Origin of the sequence: Collinsella sp. AF11-11 (assembly GCF_003465485.1) — a bacterium.
In the GTDB taxonomy this organism is placed as follows: Bacteria; Actinomycetota; Coriobacteriia; order Coriobacteriales; family Coriobacteriaceae; genus Collinsella.
In genome coordinates this window covers 22,898-37,472 of sequence record NZ_QSAS01000010.1, presented here as the reverse complement: position 1 = coordinate 37,472, position 14,575 = coordinate 22,898, and the positions used below count along the sequence as shown (strand labels likewise).

Annotated in this window: 16 protein-coding genes and 1 tRNA gene; all 17 read left to right on the top strand. The window is 62.0% G+C overall.

What is annotated here, in order from left to right; translation table 11 throughout:
• Positions 1-165 precede the first annotated feature (165 nt).
• The 17 genes from cpaB (at position 166) to metG (ending at position 14,475) form a co-directional block, all read left to right on the top strand.
• Complete coding sequence (gene cpaB, locus DWV58_RS07135; protein ID WP_233503148.1) at positions 166-825, top strand: Flp pilus assembly protein CpaB; 660 nt, start codon at positions 166-168, stop codon at positions 823-825.
• Positions 825-2,474 carry a P-loop NTPase gene (locus DWV58_RS07130; RefSeq protein ID WP_117776652.1) on the top strand — a complete coding sequence of 550 codons (1,650 nt, stop codon included), beginning with the start codon at positions 825-827 and terminating at the stop codon, positions 2,472-2,474. Before cpaB ends, DWV58_RS07130 begins: the two co-directional genes overlap by 1 nt.
• Positions 2,471-3,799: a CpaF family protein gene (locus tag DWV58_RS07125; protein ID WP_006235095.1), complete on the top strand. Its 1,329-nt coding sequence runs from the start codon at positions 2,471-2,473 to the stop codon at positions 3,797-3,799. Before DWV58_RS07130 ends, DWV58_RS07125 begins: the two co-directional genes overlap by 4 nt.
• Positions 3,772-4,698 carry a type II secretion system F family protein gene (locus DWV58_RS07120; RefSeq protein WP_117776651.1) on the top strand — a complete coding sequence of 309 codons (927 nt, stop codon included), beginning with the start codon at positions 3,772-3,774 and terminating at the stop codon, positions 4,696-4,698. Before DWV58_RS07125 ends, DWV58_RS07120 begins: the two co-directional genes overlap by 28 nt.
• Complete coding sequence (locus tag DWV58_RS07115; RefSeq protein WP_055250542.1) at positions 4,695-5,336, top strand: type II secretion system F family protein; 642 nt, start codon at positions 4,695-4,697, stop codon at positions 5,334-5,336. Before DWV58_RS07120 ends, DWV58_RS07115 begins: the two co-directional genes overlap by 4 nt.
• A gap of 10 nt (positions 5,337-5,346) precedes the next feature.
• Positions 5,347-5,580 carry a hypothetical protein gene (locus DWV58_RS07110; protein WP_117734713.1) on the top strand — a complete coding sequence of 78 codons (234 nt, stop codon included), beginning with the start codon at positions 5,347-5,349 and terminating at the stop codon, positions 5,578-5,580.
• On the top strand, positions 5,544-6,107 hold the full coding sequence (locus DWV58_RS07105) for a hypothetical protein (protein WP_158564541.1): 564 nt from the start codon (positions 5,544-5,546) through the stop codon (positions 6,105-6,107). Before DWV58_RS07110 ends, DWV58_RS07105 begins: the two co-directional genes overlap by 37 nt.
• Position 6,108: 1 nt before the next feature.
• Positions 6,109-6,327: a hypothetical protein gene (locus tag DWV58_RS07100; RefSeq protein ID WP_117563704.1), complete on the top strand. Its 219-nt coding sequence runs from the start codon at positions 6,109-6,111 to the stop codon at positions 6,325-6,327.
• The gene (locus tag DWV58_RS07095; RefSeq protein ID WP_117563703.1) at positions 6,263-6,799 is read left to right on the top strand and encodes a TadE/TadG family type IV pilus assembly protein; all 537 of its coding nucleotides are present in this window, start codon (positions 6,263-6,265) and stop codon (positions 6,797-6,799) included. Before DWV58_RS07100 ends, DWV58_RS07095 begins: the two co-directional genes overlap by 65 nt.
• 64 nt (positions 6,800-6,863) lie before the next feature.
• Positions 6,864-8,924: a hypothetical protein gene (locus tag DWV58_RS07090; RefSeq protein ID WP_117776649.1), complete on the top strand. Its 2,061-nt coding sequence runs from the start codon at positions 6,864-6,866 to the stop codon at positions 8,922-8,924.
• Positions 8,924-9,400 (top strand): TadE/TadG family type IV pilus assembly protein, encoded by a 477-nt coding sequence (locus DWV58_RS07085; protein WP_117655490.1) that lies wholly within the window; start codon positions 8,924-8,926, stop codon positions 9,398-9,400. Before DWV58_RS07090 ends, DWV58_RS07085 begins: the two co-directional genes overlap by 1 nt.
• Positions 9,376-9,756 carry a DUF192 domain-containing protein gene (locus tag DWV58_RS07080; RefSeq protein WP_117655491.1) on the top strand — a complete coding sequence of 127 codons (381 nt, stop codon included), beginning with the start codon at positions 9,376-9,378 and terminating at the stop codon, positions 9,754-9,756. Before DWV58_RS07085 ends, DWV58_RS07080 begins: the two co-directional genes overlap by 25 nt.
• A gap of 321 nt (positions 9,757-10,077) precedes the next feature.
• On the top strand, positions 10,078-10,365 hold the full coding sequence (locus DWV58_RS07070; RefSeq protein ID WP_199586032.1) for a ribbon-helix-helix domain-containing protein: 288 nt from the start codon (positions 10,078-10,080) through the stop codon (positions 10,363-10,365).
• 123 nt (positions 10,366-10,488) lie between these two features.
• A tRNA-Phe gene (locus DWV58_RS07065) sits at positions 10,489-10,561 on the top strand.
• 296 nt (positions 10,562-10,857) lie between these two features.
• Entirely contained in the window at positions 10,858-11,919 is a 1,062-nt protein-coding gene (locus DWV58_RS07060; protein ID WP_055309641.1) for a glycoside hydrolase family 5 protein, read from the top strand.
• 6 nt (positions 11,920-11,925) lie between these two features.
• Positions 11,926-12,804 carry a 16S rRNA (cytidine(1402)-2'-O)-methyltransferase gene (rsmI, locus tag DWV58_RS07055; RefSeq protein ID WP_055250527.1) on the top strand — a complete coding sequence of 293 codons (879 nt, stop codon included), beginning with the start codon at positions 11,926-11,928 and terminating at the stop codon, positions 12,802-12,804.
• Between the two features lie 69 nt (positions 12,805-12,873).
• Positions 12,874-14,475 carry a methionine--tRNA ligase gene (gene metG / locus DWV58_RS07050; protein WP_117640791.1) on the top strand — a complete coding sequence of 534 codons (1,602 nt, stop codon included), beginning with the start codon at positions 12,874-12,876 and terminating at the stop codon, positions 14,473-14,475.
• The last annotated feature ends 100 nt before the right edge of the window (positions 14,476-14,575 follow it).

Below are 14,575 nucleotides of genomic sequence, written 5' to 3'. Positions count from 1 at the left end.
CGTGCTGACCAAAACCTTGCCACGAGCTTGACGGGCTGGTCAGCTTTTGGTCAGCGATTGGTTTGACATCGAAAACCAAGATTGCGATTGCGCCGCTTTGCACTCTGGCCGCCCAGACAATGGTGGTACGGGCATTCGCCCGGCACTGCCATGAGAGGAGCGGCCGTGAACAAGAGCAAGCGCATCGCCATCAGTCTGGTCGCGGGCGTGCTCGCTGCTCTGCTCTGCATGGTTTACGGCTCGTCGATCCGCTCGCAAGCCGAACAGGTCCAGGCTGAGACCTTGGCCAAGTACGGTGGCGATCGCGTCGAGGTATGCGTCGCGGCGCGCGATATCGATGTGGGTGAGACCCTCGATGAGACCAATGTCATAACCCAGGAATGGCTGACGAGTCTGCTGCCGCGTGACGCGGCGACCGAGCTGCGCCAGGTGCGCGGCGACGTGACGACTTCGCGTATTCCCAAAAACGCCGTGATCTGCAATGTCTACACCAAGGCCGAGAGCCGCAAGCTCGAGGTGCCTAAGGGCAAGGTTGCCGTTTCGGTGGCGGTCGATGCCGAGCACTCGGTCGGCGGTGCCACGGGCGTGGGCAGCTACGTGGACGTGTACGTGCAAAAGGACGGCGTGACCGATCGGCTGTGCGGCGCGCACGTGATCGATACCAGTGAGGATTCCGGTGCCACGCGCGAGGGCAAGATCGAATGGGTGACGCTGGCGGCTGACCCCGAAGACGTCAAGGAACTGCTGGGAGCCTCGGGCAAGGGAACGGTCAGCTTGACGATTCCCGCCACGGCGCGCGGCAAAAAGAGCGGAGGCGACGAGTGATGAAGGCGATCTGGCTTGCGTGCTGCGCGTGCGGCGATTACGGGCTGTTGCAGCGGGAAGTCGAGGGCCGTGATGCGGGTGCACAGGTGCTTCGCGTGGGTGACCTGGACGGGCTGGTTTCCATGGCGCGGGCGTTTCCGTCGCGCCGCGGGGCTGCCATCATCGCGGCGTCTCTGTTTGATACCAAAGATGTGCGCAAGACTGTTGCGCGCCTGACGGCCGAAGGCCGCGTGAGTCGCGTGGTCGTGTTGATAGAAGCGCTCGATCCGTCGGATATCGAGGGGCTGTTTCGCGCGGGGGCGACCGAGGTCATCGCTGCACACAGTATATGCGGCAACGGGCGCGCGGGCGAGGGAGCGGTTGATTCCGATCGGCGCATGACGATTGAGCCCGATGCTTTTGTTGATAGGGAACCCGGGGCGCCTCGCGCTACAAGAGGCCCGCGTGTTGATGATTATGGAAAAGCGGAAGCCGAGCATGGTCGGCGCCCCCGGAACCCCCTTGTATGCGATGACGCTGGAGGGCCGGCGCAGCATGCTGGCGACTCCCCGGCTGTAGATATGGGATACGTGCACGGCGTGAATCTGGTGGATGAACTCGACGAAGTTGAGGGCTTTGCCGGGTGCGGCGAGTTGTCGCTAATGCAGCATGAGCAGATTGCGCAGAACGAGCCTGCCTCGCAGACCGAACAAGCTGCCATGCCGGCTTGGACGCAGCGTGTGGTTGCGGCGGGGGAGACGGGGGCGCTGCCACCGACGCCCGCCCCGCCGCCTCCGATGCCGCCGGCAGACGCTGCCGCTCCGCCGCATCGAGCTCCGGTCATCTGCGCTATTTCGGGTTCGGGCGGTTGCGGCAAGTCGACGATCGTTGCCACCATGGCACACACATCGTCGCTGTTGGGCTTGCGTGCCGCCGTGCTCGACCTGGACCTGATGTTTGGAAACCTTTACGACTTGTTAGGCGTCGATGCTCCGCGCGATATGGCGGCACTTATCGAGCCGTCGGCGGCGGGCACGCTCACCGAGCCGGATATCGTAGCCACATCGATGCGCGTGGCGCCGGGCGTTACGCTCTGGGGTCCCGTCGCGGCGCCCGAGCAAGCTGAGCTCATGGCGCGTCCGGTGGAGCTACTGCTTGATGTTCTGCGTCGCGAATCCGACGTGGTCTTTATCGATACCTCGGTCTTTTGGGGCGACGCCGTGGCGGCTGCGGTGGCGGCGAGCGACCGTTGCCTGGTCGTTGGCGATGCGGCGGTGTCGTCCGCGACATCGGCGTCGCGCGTCATCGAACTGGCAAGTCGAGTAGGTGTGCCGCGCACGCGCATGAGCGCCGTGTTCAACCGGTTCGGTGCGCGCGGGGCAGACGAGGACGTCGCCATGCGCTTTGAGATTGCCTGTGCGTTGAGCTCCAAGATTCGTATCGCCGATGGCGGGCAGGATCTCGCCGCGCTCATGGCGTTTGGACGCGCTGACGAGGCGGTGGGGCAGACCAGTGCTTTTGCGACTAGCATGCGCGAGGCCACGCGCGAGATGCTCGTGGAACTGGGGTGCGCCGTCGGCCCTTGGGGCGATATGGTCGCCGACCGTGCAACGCGTACCGAACGCCCGCGTATCCGCCTTCCCTGGTTGCGCGAGGGTGATCAGCGATGAGCCTGCAAACGAGGATTAAGGCTGCCGGCGCTGCAGCGGCGGCAGCGCCTGTAGATGCGGGGCGTCGCCGCGCGGTGAAACGACGCACCAAGCGCGCCGTGATGGACCGCATGGGTTACGACGAAGTGGCGCGTATCAGCGCCTATATCGACCCGGCACTTGCCCGCTCGGAATTGCGTCCTGCGGTGGAGGCGGCGCTCAATGTTGAGGAGCCGACCGATCTCGCGACGCCCGAGCGCGAAACCATCATCGACGAGATTTTGGATGACGTGGTGGGCTTGGGGCCGTTGCAGCCGCTCATCGAGGACGACACCGTTACCGAGATCATGATCAACGGCTGCCGCTCGGCTTTCTTTGAACGCGGCGGCGTCTTGTACCCCATCGAGCATGCGTTTGAGGATGATGAACAGATCCGTGTGCTTATCGACCGCATCATCTCGCCACTTGGCCGCCGTATCGACGAGCGCAGCCCCATCGTCAACGCCCGCCTCAAAACGGGCTATCGCGTCAACGCGGTGATTCCGCCTGTGGCGATTGACGGACCGATTCTCACCATCCGAAAGTTCTCGGACCGTATCTGCTCGCTGGACGAGCTTGTGGGGCTGGGGTCGCTGCCGCTTTGGTATGCGCAGCTGCTGTCGTGCGCGGTGTCGCTGCGACAGGACCTGGCGGTTGCGGGAGGCACGGGATCTGGTAAGACCACCCTGCTCAACGCGTTGTCATGTGAGATTTCCACCGGCGAGCGCATCGTGACGATCGAGGACTCTGCCGAGCTCAAGTTTGCGCATCATCCGCACGTGGTGCGCCTAGAGGCGCGCGAGGCTTCAATTGAGGGTGAAGGCGCGGTGACGATCCGCGACCTGGTAACTAATGCCCTGCGCATGCGCCCCGACCGCATCGTGGTGGGCGAGGTGCGCGGTGCCGAGTGCTGCGACATGTTGCAGGCCATGAACACGGGCCACGACGGGTCGCTCACCACACTTCATGCGGGTTCAGAACAGGAGACCGTGGTGCGTCTGACGTTGCTTGCACGTTATGGCATCGACCTGCCGAGTGAGCTCATCGAGGAGCAGATTGCCATGGCGCTCGACGGTATCGTGATGTCCGAGCGCCACGCCGATGGCAGGCGCTTCGTCTCCTCGTATTCGGGGGTGCGACGCGCCGCATCGGGCGGCGTAGAGCTCGAGCGCTATGTGACGTTCGATGCCGCCGAGCGCACCTGGACGCTTGACCGCGAGCCGCCGTTTATCGCAGAAGGCCTGCGGTCGGGGACGCTCACACAAGAGGAGGTGGACGAATGGAGATCGCTGTGCCCCTCGTCGTAGGGGGCTTGGCAGGGCTTTCTGTCGCGACGGCGTGCGGGGCGGAACCTCGTGTGCCGCAGGTACCGCCGGCGGAGCTGGCACGTCAGGCGCTCGAGACGGTGGCAGAGAAGCTGCCGCGTGAGCTGGTGAAAAACGATCTGCTGAAAAAGATCGCCCGTTCGTGGGCATCGCTGGCTCCGGCGCATCGCCTTGGCCTCGTGATCGAGGATGCTTCGGGATGTTTGGCGTTTCTGCTGCTATCGAGCGGTGTCTGCTGCGTTTTACTAACGATGGTGTCGTTATCGCCCCTCGGATTTGCCTTGGGACTTGTTGCTCCGTTTGCCGTTGGTGCCGCTCGGGATGGCTTTGAGAGCCGGCGCGAGCAACACGATGCAGAAGAGGCAATGCCCGAGGCGTTTACCGCACTTTCCATGTCGCTTGCCTCGGGACATTCGCTGGCCCAGGGCATGCGCTTTGTGGGCGCTCATGCGCAAGAGCCAGTGCATAACGAGTTTTTGCGGGTGGCGGCGGCGATCGATTGCGGCATCTCGGCGACCGACGCGCTCGATGACTTGCTCGTGCGTATCGACGCCCCCGGTCTTTCGCTTGTGACCTTGGCGCTTAAGGTGTCTCAGCGCACCGGCGCTCCGCTTGCCGACTTACTGTCCGAGGCGTCGAGCATGGTGGGGGAGCGCATTGAGCTCAAGCGCCGCCTGGATGTTAAGACGTCGCAGGCTCGCATGTCTGCGCATATGGTCGCGGCGATGCCGGCGGGCATGTGCGCGGTGTTGGCGCTGCTTTCGGCAGATTTTCGTCGCGGTCTTGCGACGCCTGCCGGCGCGGGCGCTGTGGTGCTGGGTCTTGCCCTCAACGCCGTTGCCCTGGTGGTTATCCGGCGCATTATGCGGGTGGAGCTATGAGCGCCCCGGTTGCAGTTGCGGCTTGCCTGTGCGCCCTGAGTGTATTTGTCGCGACGGGTTTGGATCGGGCGGATGCACGCAAGATCGCAGGGGCCTGCAAGCGCGAGGCGGTGCTGGTCGCTGCCGCGGGTCGCTCGGTGGTCGATGCTCTGACCGCGCGAGTGAAGGGCGCGGTTGGAGCGGGCGGCCCGGCGCGAGTGTCGCTCGGCGAAGTGTCCGAGATGATCGATGTTGTGCGCTTGGGTCTTTCGGCCGGTCTTTCGTTTGATGCGGCGCTTGAGATTTTCTGCGCCAACCGCCGGTCAGTGCTGGCTCTTCGCCTTGAGCGCGCCTGCATGGCGTGGCAGGTGGGCGTGGGCACGCGTGAGGACGAGTTGTTGGCCGCCGCGCGCGACCTGGACGTGCGAGCGCTCGAGACCTTTGCCATCACGGTGGGGCAGGCGCTCGCCCTGGGTGCCCCACTTGCCGAGACGCTGGCCGCTCAAAGTCGCGAGATCCGTGCGGCTCATCGCGCCGCGGTCGAGCGCGAGATCGAGCGTGCACCCGTCAAGCTGCTGATTCCCACCGGCACGCTCATCTTGCCGGCGTTGCTTCTGTCCATATTGGGCCCGCTGCTGGGAGCAGGCGGGATGATGTAGGGAGGAATACATGAACACGATGGTCGAAGTTGCTGACAAGGCTTGGAACTGGGCTTTTTGCCGGGCGATCCGCGCTCGCCAGCATGCCAAGGAGCTGTTGCAGGAGGAGAGCGCGCAGGGTACCACCGAGTACGCCATTTTAGTGGGCGTACTTGTGGTGATCGCGATTATTGCCATCGTTGCATTTAAAGGCAAGGTTAAAGAGCTATGGGATGCGATCAGCGAGGGCATCAACAGCCTGTAGAGGGCGAGCGCCCCATCGGGATGCTGCTGGTGTTTGCTTGCCTGACCGTGGCGATAGCGGCGGTGCTTTGGGGGCTTAACGCCCCGCGGCAGCAGCGTCCTGGGACCGCCTCCGATTTGGGCTCAGATTCGGCGGTGGCGTCTCAAAAAGATGAGATGCGAGATGCGGACGATTCGGATGTCGCTGTCACGGCGCAAACCTTTCTGCGGGCGCTCGACAAGCGGTCTGGCACTGCGACGGATTCGCCTGAGGGCAACGCGATTGCGGTCCGGCTTGCATGGTCCGAGGACCGACCGATGACCGAAGCGGCGGCGGATATGCTGCGTGCCTATCGCGAGGTACCCACGGCGCAACTTGCTCTGAGCGGCTATCTCGACATCAAGGGAAACGTGTGGGGCGCCATCGTGCGCGACGGACGCGGCTGGGTCGATATGGTGACAATTGCCGCGGATGCTGGCGATGCTTCGTGTCGTCTGCGCGCCGTGCGCCTGAGCCCGCAGGCAACGGACTCAAAGGAGGGATCGTGAAATGCATGATGTCCTGCGTGAGGAATCTGCCCAGGCGACGGTCGAATACGCCATCGTCACGGTGGCGCTGTTATCGATCGTGCTGGCGATCGCGGGACTTTGGCGTGCCGGCACCGATGGGCGCTTGGCGGCGCTGGTTGAGCGGGCGGCATCCCATGGCGTTGCCTCGACGTCGGTTATCGACGCCGCTGCGGCCGCTAAGGACATCGCGTTGTATTGATGCCGCGCGCGAGGATCGGGCGCAGTCTACGGTCGAGGCCGCTTTTTTGCTGCCGACGTTTCTGACACTCATCCTTCTCGCGCTGCAACCGGTGTGCCTGCTCTATACGCGCGCGGTCATGGAGTCTGCCGCCGCCGAGACCGCGCGGCTCATGACCACGACGACGGCGGAGGACGACGATCTTAAGGAGTTCACCCGCCGCCGACTTGCCGCAGTGCCCAACGTTTCGATCTTTCATGCCGGCGGGCCGTTGTCGTGGGATATCGAGCTTGGCCGGGCCGGTGCGGGTGGCGTCTCGTCCGTGTCCGTTTCCGGCGAGGTCAAGCCGTTGCCTGTAATCGGTGCGTTTGCGCAGGCTATGGGTGGTACCGCCGAGGGCGGCTACGTTGAGCTCAAGGTCGATGTCTCGTATCAATCGCGTCCCGAATGGCTGGAGGGAGATTATGATTCGTGGATTGCTGCATGGGATTAAGTGTTTCTGGTCTAGACGCGTTTTGACGCACCGTCCGAGCTGCCATCGCAAGCGAGGCGGCTTTATGGGTCGAGCCGGTGTCGATCTGTTTATCGAAGACGGCGCCTATACCACGCTTTCTTCTGCCGTGGTCATCCTAGTGGTGCTCACATTGTTGTTTTCGTCGACCGCGGCAATATGGAGCATGTCGCGTGCCGGGGATACCCAGGTGGCGGCTGATAGCGGCGCGCTGGCGGGTGCCAACGTAGTGTCGTCCTATCACACGGCTGCCACGGTGGTTGATGCGAGCATCTTGAGTCTGGGGCTGGCGGGGTTTGCCACGATCGGGACAGGCCTGGTCGCCATCCTCATCCCGGGTGCCGAGCCGGTTGCCGGCAATATGGTCGACACCGGGATTGAGATCATTAAAACGCGCAACAAGTTTGCCAAAAGCGCATCGGAAGGCTTACAGAAAATCGAGACGGCTCTGCCGTATCTGATCGCCGCGCGTGCCACGCAGGCGGTGTCGGCGCAGGATACCGATAGTGTGACCTATACCGGTACGGCGCTTGCCGTGCCCAGGACATCCGAGTCTGACTTCGCTGCGCTCGAGGGGTCCGAGATCTCGACCGATGCCATTAAAGACACATCAGATGATTTAGAGTGTGCGGCCGAGGAGCTGCGGAAGGCTTCTGAGGACACGGCGAAGGCTAAAGAGCGTGCTTGGCTGGCGGATTGTGGTGGGTCTGACAAGGGCTCGGTCGGCAGCTGTTCTTGCATGTGGGAGCGTGCGAAAAGCCTAACGGATCTCTCCGGTGTTCAAAATCCGCATTACTCATCGAGTGTTACGTGGGAGCCCCAAGTTGCCCTTGATCGCGCGAAGGACTACTACCATTGGCGTCTGACAAATGAGAAGCCCCGCGGCTCGAGTGTCGAGATGAAGGCAGAGTCTGCGGCGCGTAAGGCGTTTTATACCTATGCGAGCGCGGAGGTCGATCGGGCACATATAACCGAGAACGGAGACAGGGTTTCCTCCTATATTCCGCTGCTGCCGCGCAACTCTGATGAGGTTCGGGCGACGGAACTCTATACCGATGCGGTGTGGCCGACTAGCGTGAACGATGACAAGGCGTATCTGCATTACGGGACGACCTGCCCTAACTATAAGAAAGGGACGTCGAGCGGATTTGCTTCGGTTGCCGATTACGATGGACAGGATAAATGCAGCAAATGCCATTTTGGCGTTTTGTCGCTTGGTGCTGTTGCGGCGCCTTCAACCTCTATCGAAAACGGCTTCGAGTATCACTTTGACAAGTTTAAAGACGCCCTGGAGGACTACGTCGACTGTCGCAACAAGGAGCTCGAGCTCGAGCGTCAGACCGAGGACGAAGCCGACCGTGCGGGCAATGCGTTTGACCAGGCCATTAAAGCGCTTTCGGGCGAGCGTCCGCGTATCGCTCCGCCCGGTCGCAACGGCGTGGTTGCCTTTGCGGTTTCGGGTGCCATCTCGAGCCCCGATGAGCTCAACTCTTCGTTTAACACGGCAGTCAGGCTTGGCGATCGCGGTGCCATCTCTGCCGCGGTGCTGGCGCCCGATGAGGCGACGGCGCAAAACAACGTGCTTTCGCGATTTTTCTCGACATTGAAGGAACGCTCGGGCGGCGTTGCCGGCGTGCTCGACGGCGTCATGGATGTTTGGGGACGGCTGCTCGTAGGATACGGTGATATCCAAGGTTCGGCCGACGAACTTATGGACGAGATGATTGAAGGCCTAGGAGGGGGCAGCGGCGCGTTGGGCTCCATTGCATCGTGGCTCGGCGATACCGTTTCGGCATCCGTGGCGGCGCTGGGTTTGGAACCGTGCGACTTGCGCCTGCGAAAGCCGGTGCTGACCGATTCCGCCAACGTCATTAAGAGTCCGGGGTCTGACATTGCTGGTCTCTCTCAAGCGCAAGACAAGCTGCGAGGTATTCCGTTGGGCGTGACCGATCCCAAGGCGCTTTGCGAGGCGTTGGAATATCAAGTCGAACGCACCATTAGCGGTACGGTGTTCACGCTTGCGGAGATTCCTCTGCCCGGCGGCGGCTCCATCCCGCTCACCGTCGATGTCGCCACGCTGGTTGGCGCTCTGGGCGGTGGGTCGTAATGAGTATCCGCATGCGTCTGCGCGAGGAGCGCGCCCAAGCGACGGTGGAGATGGCAGTGGTTACGCCCGTTTTGCTGGTGCTGGCACTCATCGTGTACAACGTCATGATCTTTGCCAGCGCTGTCGCGCGCTTCGACCGCGTGGTGCCCGACATCGTGTTGGCGCACGCCGTGGCGTCGGAGGGGGAGGGCGACGAAAGCTCTGTCGATGCCTCGGCGACGGTCCAGACTCAAATTCTGAATGCCATGGAAGGCTATGACTTGCAGATCGAAGTGTCGAGCGAGCAAGGCGCGGAGGCATCGGATGGTGGTCTGCTCTCCCTATCCGGTACGTTTAGGACCTACACCTGCACCATGCACTATGAGCCGTGGCCGACTTCTCTCAGCATCGCTGGCGTTCCGCTGGGGGCGCCGACAACGTTGTCGCACGAGCGCGCGGTGACGGTCGATCCATGGCGTCCGGGGGTGGTCATGTGACCGCGGTCTCGTCCTACATCGCCTACGCGCGGGCACTCAACAGGCTGGGTTGGACGCCGGCCGAGTTTGCGGTGGCGGAGTCGTTTGTCGTGCGCCTGCGCGGCATGCTGGGACGGTGTCCGGTTGCCGCCAACGGCCTGCCGCTTGTCATGGCGTTTCCACGCTGCTCTTCGGTCCATACGTGTTTTATGGCCTATCCCATCGACATCGCCTTCATCGATCGCGACGGCAATATCCTCGCGCGCTACGAAAACGTATGTCCCTGGCGTATGTGCTCCTGCCCCGGCGCCTGGGCCGCACTAGAGCGCTCTTCAATCATTGTTTCGACCCCTGCTCTCCAACGCGTGCCGGCTTAAGAATTGGCGACAGCGGACTTTCGTCATACGAAATTGGGTAAGATGGAGGAGAAGATGCATGGATGTTGAGATCCATCCCAACGCTAAAAAGCACCTGACAGAAAAGCAGGTGCTTAGCGTTTGGCTTGCGGTTACTGAGTGCATTCGTCGCGAGTCGAAGGACGAGCCGCCGAGATGGCTTGCGATTGGATGGCTCCCAGACGGACGAAGCGTGGAGCTTGTCGCGGTCGAGCTTGTCCGTGGGTGGCTTATCATTCATGCCTTGTCTCCAGTCCAGAAGAAATTTTGGCAGGAGATTGAACGGGCTCGGCAAAGGGGTCGATGATGGGCAAGACGTATACGGCCGCTAATGGTCAGGTTGTAACGGATGAAACGATTGACGCGTGGTGCGAGTCGTACGAGCGCGGAGAGTTTCCGGATGGCGAACACACCGTTGGTGGGATCGTGCATGGACGGCCCCCACTCTCAGGTGAGGGGACGGCAACGCTGTCGGTCAAGATTCCTCTGGGAATGAAGGAGGCCATTCGTCGACGGGCGGCTGCCGAGGGGATGACGCCAAGTGAGTTTGCCCGTGCGGCTCTGAGCGAAAAACTTCTTGCTGCCGGCTGATGCCTCTGACGTGCCGATTTATAGAACCGAGGCTGTGCTCAAAAACTTTTTTGAAATTCTCGGTTGACCGGAACGCGTCCTTGGTTATACTAATCAAGCCTTGAAACAAGGCACACCTCAAATGGCTGGGTAGCTCAGTTGGTAGAGCAGAGGACTGAAAATCCTCGTGTCAGGGGTTCGATTCCCTTCCCCGCCACCTTGAATTGACTAGGACCTCTGCAAAGGGGTCCTTTTCTTTTATGTAGGGTTCTGCGGAAACTGCGTCCCAGAATAAGGGCTCAGAACGGGACACACTTTCCGGTGCCTGCCTCCGGCGCGCGTACACACCTCGTCGCACCATTCCGAGCCCGCCCGCCCCAGACATTCCTCCCACTTTCGCGTCACTTTACAGACCGTTCGGTCGCCTGTCCGCACACGCGGGTATACTCAAAACGATACTTATCCTATGCAATACGATGCGGGTTCGACCTGCATGATCCGAAGGGGGCAGTGATGGAGAGGATACTCGGCGTTAATCTCTCTGGCTGGTTTATTCCCGAGCCTTGGGTGACCCCGTCGCTGTACGCGGCGACCGGTGCATCCAACGCGGCCGAGCTACAGGAGGCCATGGGTACCGCCGCCTATAACGAGCGCATGCGCCGCCATTACGAGACGTTTGTGAGCGAGGACGATTTTCGTCGCATGGCGCAGATCGGTCTCAATGCCGTGCGTCTGCCGGTGCCTTGGTATGCCTTTGGCTCACAGGAGTCCGATGCCTCCTACATATCGGTTGTCGATTACATCGACCGCGCGATTGAGTGGGCTGCCAAGTACGACATCCGCGTGCTGCTCGATCTGGCAACTGTGCCCGGTGGCCAGGGCGATTCCAACGATTCGCCCACCACGCCGGAGGCTGTTGCCGAGTGGCATTCGTCCACTAACGGCCGCCATGTCGCACTCGACGTGCTCGAGCGCTTGGCCGATCGCTATGGCGAGGCCGAGAGCCTGCTGGGCATTGAGCTGCTGGACACGCCGCAGATGAGCGTTCGCAAGAGCCTCTTCACCATGACGGATGGCATTCCCGCTCACTACCTGCGCAATTTCTATCGCGATGCCTACGAGCTCGTCCGTTCGTATATGCCCGAGGATAAGATCGTCGTCTTCTCGTCGTCGGGGCATCCCAGCGAGTGGAAGCATTTTATGCGCGGCGCCAAGTACAAGAACGTCTACATGGACCTTCACCTGTACCATTACCGCGACGAGTATGCGCTCGACATCACGAGCCCTCGCGGGCTGACGACGGCGATTTCGCGTAACAAGCGCGAGCTTAAAGAAGCGATTTCGACTGGGTTCCCCGTGCTGGTGGGCGAATGGTCGGGCGCGGCGATCTTTGCCAACTCGTCGGTTACGCCCGAGGGCCGCAATGCCTACGAGCGCGTGTTTATCGCCAACCAGCTGGCTTCGTTTGCGCCGGCTGCCGGTTGGTTCTTTCAAACGTGGAAGACCGAGAAGCGCATTGCAGCATGGGACGCCCGCGCGGCGCTCGGTACGCTCGAGCGCGGCATGATTGAATAGGTTGATATGACGCAAAACAGCGCCCATACGGGCAAACTCTATGTGGTCGGCACGCCCATCGGCAACCTGGGTGACCTGTCCCCGCGCGTTGGCGAGGCCTTTGCCGCTGCCGATGTCATCTGCTGCGAAGACACGCGTGTGACGTCAAAGCTGCTGATGCACCTGGGCATTTCCAAGCCGCTTGTCCGTTGCGACGAGAATGTGATCGCTAGCCGCGCTGCCGGCCTGGTCGACCGTCTGCTGGCGGGGGAGACCCTCGCCTTTGCCTCGGACGCCGGCATGCCGAGCGTGTCCGATCCCGGCCAGGCGCTGGTCGAGGCGGCGCGTGAGGCCGATTTGCCCGTCGAAGTTATTCCCGGGCCCTCTGCTTGCGTCACGGCGCTTGTTTCGTCCGGCATTCCCTGCGAGCATTTTTTCTTCGAGGGCTTTTTGGGCCGAAAGCACGGCGACCGTGTGCGCCGTTTGCAGCGCCTTGCCGTGGTGCCCGGCGCACTCATCTTCTACGAGTCTCCACATCGCATCGTGGCGACGCTCGAGGCCGTGGCGGAGGTCTTTCCCCAGCGTGAGGTTGCCGTCTGCCGCGAACTCACCAAGCTGCACGAGGAGGTCTTGCGCGGGCCCGCTGACCAGCTTGCCGAGGAGCTGCGTGCTCGCGGCGAGGTAAAGGGCGAGATTGCGCTGGTCATCGCGCCGCCGAGCGAGGATGAGGAGGCCGGCATCGCGCCGGTTGGCGCTGCGGTAGCGGATCCCGACGAGGCCCTGCGCGAGGATATCCGCGCCGCGCTCGAGGAGGGGGAGCCCGCGTCTGCGGTGGCCAAGCGCCTGTCTCAGAAGTATTCGCGCCGCAAGCGCGATGTCTATGCCATGGTGCTCGATATGCAATAGATGGAGGATATCCAGCCCTTGCGCTAGAATCATCCTCTGTATGCAACGTTTTTCTGGAGGACAAACCCCATGGATCAAAGCAAGCCTTCGTTCTTTATCACGACGCCCATCTACTACGTCAACGCCGATCCGCACCTGGGCACGGCTTATTCCACCATCATCGCCGACGTTCAGGCTCGCTATCGCCGTTCCGCCGGCTATAACGTCAAGTTCCTGACCGGCATGGACGAGCACGGCGAGAAGGTCGCCGAGGCCGCAGCCAAGCATGGCATGACGCCGCAGGAGTGGACCGATAGCCAGGCCCCGCACTTCAAGGAGCTTTGGAGCAAGCTCGAGATTTCCAACGACGACTTCATCCGCACCACCGAGCCGCGCCAGCATCATGCCGTGCAGTATCTGTGGGAGCGCATGAAGGAGTCCGGTTACCTGTATAAGGGCAGCTACGACGGTTGGTATTGCGTGCCTGACGAGACCTACTTCACCGATACGCAGGTCCAGAAGGGCGACGAGGAGTACGGCAGCGTCGGCCAGCATCTATGCCCCGACTGCCACCGTCCGCTTGAGCGCGTGCAGGAGGAGTCCTACTTCTTTAAGCTTTCCGCCTTCCAGGACAAGCTTCTCAAGCTCTATGACGAGCACCCCGACTTTGTCGAGCCTGCGTTCCGCATGAACGAGGTACGTAGCTTTGTCGAGGGCGGCCTTAACGACCTTTCCGTGAGCCGTACGAGCTTTGACTGGGGCATTCAGGTCCCGTTTGACGAGGGTCACGTGACCTACGTGTGGTTCGATGCGCTGCTCAACTATATGACTGCCGTCGGCTACGGTGTCGACACCGACGAGGCCCGTGCCGAGCTGGCCTATCGCTGGCCCGCGCAGTTCCATATTGTGGGTAAGGACATCATTCGCTTCCACTGCGTCATTTGGCCCGCCATGCTCATGGCCATCGGCGAGGCCCTGCCCGAGCACGTCTTTGCCCACGGCTTCCTGACCGTGCGCAATGCCGAGACCGGCAAGGCCGAGAAGATGTCCAAGAGCCGCGGCAACGCCATCGCTCCGCAGGATGTTATCGACATGCTGGGCGTCGAGGGCTACCGCTATTACTTTATGACCGACGTGGTCCCCGGCACCGACGGCGCCATCAGTTTCGATCGCATGGAGCAGGTCTACAACGCCGATCTGGCCAACAGCTGGGGCAACCTCATTTCGCGCTCGCTCAACATGAGCGCAAAGTACTTTGACGGCTGCGCCCCGGCTAAACCGGCGTCTGCCGACGCGTTCGATAACCCGCTGGCAAAGATTGCCGATGGCCTGGTCGACCGCTACATGGCCAAGATGGACGTGCTCGATTACGGCGGAGCCAAGGATGAGGTCATGGAGCTCATCCACGCCGCCAACCACTACATCGAGGACTCCGAGCCCTGGGCGCTTGCCAAGGACGAGGCCAAGGCTGACGAGCTGGCATTTGTGATCTACAACCTGCTCGAGGCCATCCGCATCGCCGCCCACCTGCTGATGCCGCTCATGCCCCAGACTTCTGCCGAGGCTCTGCGCCGCCTGTCCTGTGAGGGCGAGGCCGCGAGCGACGACCTCAAGGGCATTTGCACTTGGGGCCTGCTTGCTGGTGGTCAGCCCGTCGAGAAGGGCGATCCGCTGTTCCCGCGTCTGGCGTAGAGACCGCGCGAGCGCCATATCGGCAATTTGATGTTTAGATGTAAGGGCATGGCCGCAACGGTCCATGCCCTTTCGTTTCAAGACGCCGCCATCATGCTAA

Coding starts and splice junctions, on each gene's coding strand:
- DWV58_RS07130 (WP_117776652.1), top strand. CDS start 825: ATGAAGGCGATCTGGCTTGCGTGCTGCGCGTGCGGCGATTACGGGCTG.
- DWV58_RS07125 (WP_006235095.1), top strand. CDS start 2,471: ATGAGCCTGCAAACGAGGATTAAGGCTGCCGGCGCTGCAGCGGCGGCA.
- DWV58_RS07120 (WP_117776651.1), top strand. CDS start 3,772: ATGGAGATCGCTGTGCCCCTCGTCGTAGGGGGCTTGGCAGGGCTTTCT.
- DWV58_RS07115 (WP_055250542.1), top strand. CDS start 4,695: ATGAGCGCCCCGGTTGCAGTTGCGGCTTGCCTGTGCGCCCTGAGTGTA.
- DWV58_RS07110 (WP_117734713.1), top strand. CDS start 5,347: ATGAACACGATGGTCGAAGTTGCTGACAAGGCTTGGAACTGGGCTTTT.
- DWV58_RS07105 (WP_158564541.1), top strand. CDS start 5,544: ATGGGATGCGATCAGCGAGGGCATCAACAGCCTGTAGAGGGCGAGCGC.
- DWV58_RS07100 (WP_117563704.1), top strand. CDS start 6,109: ATGCATGATGTCCTGCGTGAGGAATCTGCCCAGGCGACGGTCGAATAC.
- DWV58_RS07095 (WP_117563703.1), top strand. CDS start 6,263: ATGGCGTTGCCTCGACGTCGGTTATCGACGCCGCTGCGGCCGCTAAGG.
- DWV58_RS07090 (WP_117776649.1), top strand. CDS start 6,864: ATGGGTCGAGCCGGTGTCGATCTGTTTATCGAAGACGGCGCCTATACC.
- DWV58_RS07085 (WP_117655490.1), top strand. CDS start 8,924: ATGAGTATCCGCATGCGTCTGCGCGAGGAGCGCGCCCAAGCGACGGTG.
- DWV58_RS07080 (WP_117655491.1), top strand. CDS start 9,376: ATGGCGTCCGGGGGTGGTCATGTGACCGCGGTCTCGTCCTACATCGCC.
- DWV58_RS07070 (WP_199586032.1), top strand. CDS start 10,078: ATGATGGGCAAGACGTATACGGCCGCTAATGGTCAGGTTGTAACGGAT.
- DWV58_RS07060 (WP_055309641.1), top strand. CDS start 10,858: ATGGAGAGGATACTCGGCGTTAATCTCTCTGGCTGGTTTATTCCCGAG.
- rsmI (WP_055250527.1), top strand. CDS start 11,926: ATGACGCAAAACAGCGCCCATACGGGCAAACTCTATGTGGTCGGCACG.
- metG (WP_117640791.1), top strand. CDS start 12,874: ATGGATCAAAGCAAGCCTTCGTTCTTTATCACGACGCCCATCTACTAC.